This is a genomic window from Paenibacillus sp. P4_A7, assembly GCF_056402455.1.
The window spans coordinates 1-5889 of sequence record NZ_JBFUHJ010000346.1 but is presented as its reverse complement, the minus strand read 5'-3'; the positions used below and the strand labels follow the sequence as shown (position 1 = coordinate 5889).

4 protein-coding genes are annotated in these 5889 nt (G+C 43.7%); all 4 read left to right on the top strand.

The features are described from left to right. Positions 1–243: 243 nt before the first annotated feature. The 4 genes from AC1DWN_RS25770 (at position 244) to AC1DWN_RS25755 (ending at position 5806) form a co-directional block, all read left to right on the top strand. Positions 244–1923 carry a ribonuclease J gene (locus tag AC1DWN_RS25770; RefSeq protein WP_477561747.1) on the top strand — a complete coding sequence of 560 codons (1680 nt, stop codon included), beginning with the start codon at positions 244–246 and terminating at the stop codon, positions 1921–1923. A gap of 204 nt (positions 1924–2127) precedes the next feature. After that, positions 2128–2856 carry a ClpP family protease gene (locus tag AC1DWN_RS25765; RefSeq protein ID WP_477561748.1) on the top strand — a complete coding sequence of 243 codons (729 nt, stop codon included), beginning with the start codon at positions 2128–2130 and terminating at the stop codon, positions 2854–2856. Next, the gene (locus AC1DWN_RS25760; RefSeq protein WP_477561746.1) at positions 2853–3065 is read left to right on the top strand and encodes a YlzJ-like family protein; all 213 of its coding nucleotides are present in this window, start codon (positions 2853–2855) and stop codon (positions 3063–3065) included. The genes AC1DWN_RS25765 and AC1DWN_RS25760 overlap by 4 nt, the downstream gene beginning before the upstream one ends. An 80-nt stretch (positions 3066–3145) precedes the next feature. After that, positions 3146–5806, top strand: a complete 2661-nt coding sequence (locus AC1DWN_RS25755) for an FtsK/SpoIIIE family DNA translocase (RefSeq protein WP_477561745.1) — start codon at positions 3146–3148, stop codon at positions 5804–5806. The last annotated feature ends 83 nt before the right edge of the window (positions 5807–5889 follow it).

The window sequence follows — 5889 nt, the reverse complement described above, 5'->3', positions numbered from 1 at the left end:
GTTTCACTTGTATTCCTACTTTTTCATCATGTATAATGATCTCAAGTGACTAAGTGCGGCAAATATTTGGAAATGAATAAAACGTCAGAGCGGCATCTGACGATAAAAGCACATAATTATGAATATGACTTCGTTTTACTTAATTGGAATTCGTTTATGATGCAAGATTTGCATCGACAAATAAAGATAATGATTACGAAGCAGCTTATTGCTTCGCAAAAATTTTAGGAGGTATAGATACACTTGTCAAAGAAGAACAACCAGGATAAACTGCTCATTTTTGCACTAGGCGGAGTAGGCGAGATCGGGAAAAACATGTATGTTATACAGTACAATAATGACATTGTTGTTGTAGACTCAGGTTTGAAGTTTCCAGAAGAAGATATGCTAGGTATTGATATCGTTATTCCAGATATTTCGTATTTAACAGAAAATCGTGATAAAGTACGCGGAATTATTATTACCCATGGGCATGAGGATCACATTGGCGGACTCCCTTATGTATTGAAAAGTMTAAATGTACCACTTTACGCTACCAAGCTAACACTTGGCCTTATTGAAGGTAAATTAAAAGAAGCCGGCTTGCTAGGAGAAACGAAACGTATCCTTATCAACGCGGACTCCGAAATTCAATTGGGAACAATTCGCGCTTCATTTTTCAAAACAAACCACAGTATTCCGGATTCCGTCGGTGTATCTCTTGATACTCCTGAAGGTACAGTCGTCCATACGGGAGACTTTAAATTCGATCACACTCCTGTTAATGAACAGTTTGCTGATCTGCAGCGTATCGCTGAAATTGGAAAAAACGGAGTTCTAGCACTGCTGTCTGACAGCACGAACGCAGAACGTCCAGGCTATACGCCTTCAGAAGCCAACGTTGGGGATAATCTGGAAGATATTTTCCGTAAATCCGCACAACGTGTAGTAGTAGCAACGTTTGCTTCGAACGTACACAGAATTCAACAAATTATTAACGCAGCAATCGCAACACGCCGCAAAATTGCTGTAGTTGGCCGCAGTATGGTTAACGTTGTAGGTATCGCATCAGATCTTGGTTACTTGAACATTCCAGAAGGGATGATCATTGAACCTGAAGAAGTAAATAAATTAGCGGCTGATCGTGTAGTTATTTTATGTACAGGCAGTCAAGGAGAACCGATGTCGGCGCTTACACGCATGGCACGCTCCACGCATCGTAAAGTAGATATTTTACCTGGAGATACGGTTATTATTGCCGCAACGCCTATCCCTGGTAACGAGCGTTACGTTGGACGTACTGTAGATGAGTTGTTCCGTTTAGGTGCAAACGTTATTTATGGTAATGGCTCTGTATCGGGCGTTCACGTTTCTGGTCACGGTAGTCAAGAAGAATTGAAGCTAATGCTCAATTTGATCAAGCCTAAATATTTCATTCCTATCCACGGTGAATACCGGATGCTTCGTCAACATGCGAAACTAGGTGAAGCTATTGGCATAGAGCGTGAAAATATTTTCGTTATCGACAACGGAGATACTGTCGAGTTCCAAAACGGCAAAGGCCGCAAGGGATCTAAAGTGCAAGCAGGTAATATACTGATTGACGGTCTAGGCGTAGGCGATGTAGGTAATATCGTACTACGTGATCGTAAACTCTTGTCACAAGATGGTATCTTGGTCGTAGTTGTAACATTAAGCAAACAAGATGGAGCTATTTTGTCTGGACCTGATATCATTTCTCGAGGTTTCGTATATGTGCGTGAATCGGAAGGCCTACTTGATGAGGCTAACCGTATCGTAACATCGACGCTGAATCGTTTGATGAATGATAAAGTTAATGAGTGGGCTTCACTTAAAACGAATGTTAAAGATGCACTTGGTCGGTTTTTGTACGAGCAAACGCGCCGTCGCCCAATGATTTTACCGATTATTATGGAAGTATAAGAACGCAGTTGCCGCAATTACGGCAACAGCCGTTTACGTTTGAGAGGAACGCTTGTCCGTACCGCATTGCCGCGGCGGACGCAAGCGTTCCTCTTTTTTTTTTTTGAAATAAGGCTTGGTATAAATTCCTTATTCCACCCCATACTATGACGAGCGATATTCAATATGAGGGGGATGTGCAACATGATGAAATCAAATATGGACATGAAATCCGAGCAGCCAGATCCGAATCAAGAAGAGAAAGGAAGAGGAAGCGCTGTTGTCGATGCTATCCAGCAGCTCGGTCAAGTATCAACTCCGGCACCGGCAGAGTCCAATGTCTTCTGTATGACGATTATTGGTCAGGTAGAGGGCCATCTCGTGCTTCCACCGCAAAATAAAACGACGAAATATGAGCATCTTATTCCGCAGCTCGTAGCAGCTGAACAAAATAGTAAAATTGAAGGAATACTCATTGTACTAAATACGGTTGGTGGAGATGTCGAAGCAGGTCTCGCCATTGCTGAAATGATTGCCTCCTTATCCAAGCCGACTGTTACGCTTGTTCTAGGCGGAGGACATTCTATTGGTGTGCCTATTGCAGTTGCGGGTGATATGTCATTTATCGCGGAGACAGCGACGATGACTATTCATCCAATTCGCATGAATGGTCTAGTGATTGGTGTTCCACAAACCTTCGAATACTTAGAAAAAATGCAGGAGCGTGTCGTACGTTTTGTAACCTCGCATTCCAAAGTAACAGAAAATACTTTTAAGGAGCTTATGTTCAAGATGGGGGAGCTGACTCGCGATATTGGAACAACCGTTATCGGCACTGACGCGGTTAAGCATGGACTGATCGATGAAGTCGGCGGATTAGGGCAAGCACTGCGTGAACTAAACCGGAGAATTGAAGAGAAAAAGGGAAGTAAAAAAGAGGTGCTGATTCAATGACACTCTATACATGTATGCCACTAGAGATTGTTTTGGAAGGAATGAATGATAAAACGGAGCCGCTTCTAGAAATATCATTACAGGGTGTCAAAATGCAAGTCATGCCCATAGCACCGGGGATAGGGAAAATTGTTCGATTGTTGGATTGCAACCTGTATGATTATTTGAATCCGAGTTTAACACCTGGGACAATTGTAAATTATAGTTAGCGAAAATCGGACGACCATACTATCGTCTCATAGGAACATTTGCCCACCTATGGTATAATGTTTTACTAGAGGTGACTGATTTGGCAAAGAAAAAGAGACGAAAAAAATCGATTGGCAAGAGCCTCAAATATGAGGTTTACGGTATTTTAATCATCACGATTTCCATAATAGCACTCTCTGGTGAGGCAACAGTCGGACGATCATTAGCTAAGCTGTTTGGACTTGTGCTTGGGAAATTTTATTTTGTGCTAGCGTTAATCGGTGTTTTTATAGGACTTAGCGTTATGGTCAAGCGCACATGGCCGCGAGGCTGGACAAGCAGACGGACTGGTTTGTTAGTGATGGTGTTAGCTTTAACATTAATGCTTTCCATTACAGAAATAAACCAGAAGCTCAGACCTGTTACAGATTTGTCGGGAGGCATTATTTTTGATCAGCTAAGCAGTGATCTGAGAGGAAGCCTTCTGACTTCATGGGACGGACAAAATGATCGAATCCAGGATAAGGATATAAGCGGCGGATATGTAGGAGCCATACAATATTCCATGTTCTACTCGTTGTTTGGCTATTATGGCGCATTTCTTATCATGTTGGTCATGTATGCTATCTCCATCATGTTACTGACCGGTAAGTCTTATGTTGAATTGGTCACTATGATTAGTACCAGAGCGACTAGAATGTTCAAATTGATTAGCGTCAAATGGGCCAAGCGCTCTGCTGTTCGAACAGCAGCAGCTTCTGCAGCGAATAGCAGAACCATACAGACAGATATCGATGATGACGATGACACAATTGATGATGAACATGAAGGATATGTCATCTCACCGCCAAGAAAAAGAAAGTCGCTATTTTTCTCGTGGCGTCAGGATAATCCGACTGAACAACAAAGCGCTCAGGATGATGTCCATGATGAATGGGTGTTAAATCAGCCAACTGATGATTCATCGACGAGTGCCACACCAGCATGGCAAACGGAATCCGACCAGCCATGGGAGAAATCAGGCGAGGAGTTGCAGCCTGTTACTGATTTGGATACACACGCTCCATCGGTAGGTGCAGAACCTCCTTTACATATCGATAGCGCGCTGCCTTTAGGAGAAGATGCGGAATATATTACGGGTGATACGGGTGATTGGCCTGTCGCTGAACCAACAGATGATGAAGCTGACAATCAAGACTTGGAGGCAGATTTTGAAGTTAATGATTCTGAATTGAATGARACCGATGATGTAGCTGCTATTTCCTCAGAGGCCTTAGTAACAGAATCTATTGCTGTGCCGAGGAGACCGATAAGTGAAGAGCTTGTAACGAAGGAGAAGCCATATATCCTTCCGCCTTTTTCTTTATTAACGAAGCCGAGTCTCCTAGGAAGAAGCGCAGATGCTACAGATATGTATGATTCTCGAAGGAAGCTTGAGGCAACGCTTGAAAGCTTCGGGGTCAAGGCAACGGTTCTAGACGTTGTACGTRGACCAGCGGTTACACGCTATGAGGTTCAGCCTGCATCGGGCGTAAAGGTTAGTCGAATCGTAAGCTTGACCGATGATATCGCTTTGGCGCTTGCTGCAAAGGATATTCGAATGGAGGCACCGATACCTGGGAAATCGGCAATCGGTATCGAAGTGCCTAACAGTGAAGTATCAGTGGTTACTATGCGTGAAGTGATGGAAACGGCGGCTTTCCAAAATGCTGCATCAAAGGTTTCAATCGCTTTCGGAAGAGATATATCTGGACAGCCTATTATCGGGAATTTGGCTAGAATGCCCCATTTACTTGTAGCGGGAGCAACAGGCTCAGGGAAATCAGTTTGTATTAACGGTATTATTACAAGTATTCTGTACAAAGCAGCTCCGGACGAAGTGAAATTTCTGATGATAGACCCGAAAATGGTCGAGTTAAACGTGTACAACGGTATCCCGCATTTACTCGCTCCTGTCGTTACAGATCCGCGCCGTGCATCGCTTGCGCTTAAGAAAATTGTGGTTGAAATGGAGAAGCGTTACGAAATGTTCTCCAAATCGGCGACTCGCAACATCGAAGGTTATAATACGTTGATGGCAGACAATCCGGCTGCGGTACTGCCTTATATCGTGGTAATTGTAGATGAGCTCGCAGATTTAATGATGGTTGCGGCTAATGACGTTGAGGATTCCATCGCTAGACTGGCGCAAATGGCTCGGGCTGCAGGAATTCATCTCATCATTGCTACACAGAGACCTTCGGTCGATGTTATTACAGGTGTTATCAAAGCAAACATTCCATCGCGTATTGCATTTGGTGTCTCGTCTCAAGTTGATTCGCGGACTATACTCGACATGGTTGGAGCTGAGAAGCTCTTAGGACGAGGAGATATGTTATTCCTACCTGTGGGTATGTCTAAGCCGATCAGGGTGCAGGGAGCGTTTCTATCGGACCAAGAGGTTGAATCACTTGTCACATATGCTCGCGGTCAAGCGGAAGCAGAATACAAGGAAGACCTTGTTCCTGAAATAGAGGAAGAACCGGCTGACGGGGAAGTCATGCTTGATGAGCTGTATGATCAAGCAGTCCAAGTTATATTAGATGCGAAACAAGCCTCGGTGTCATTACTACAACGTCGAATGAGAATCGGATATACAAGAGCGGCAAGACTTATAGATCAGATGGAAGCTCGCGCTGTAGTTGGGCCATACGAAGGCAGTAAGCCGCGTGAAGTGCTGATTACGCTAGATCAATTCCAAGCGGGGAAAATTAGTTCGTAATACAACGATTTTGAAGTAGCCGATTTAGTGCATAGAAGCAGATCAACTTTCTCATACTAGAGTTAGGTAACGCTACCTTAAGC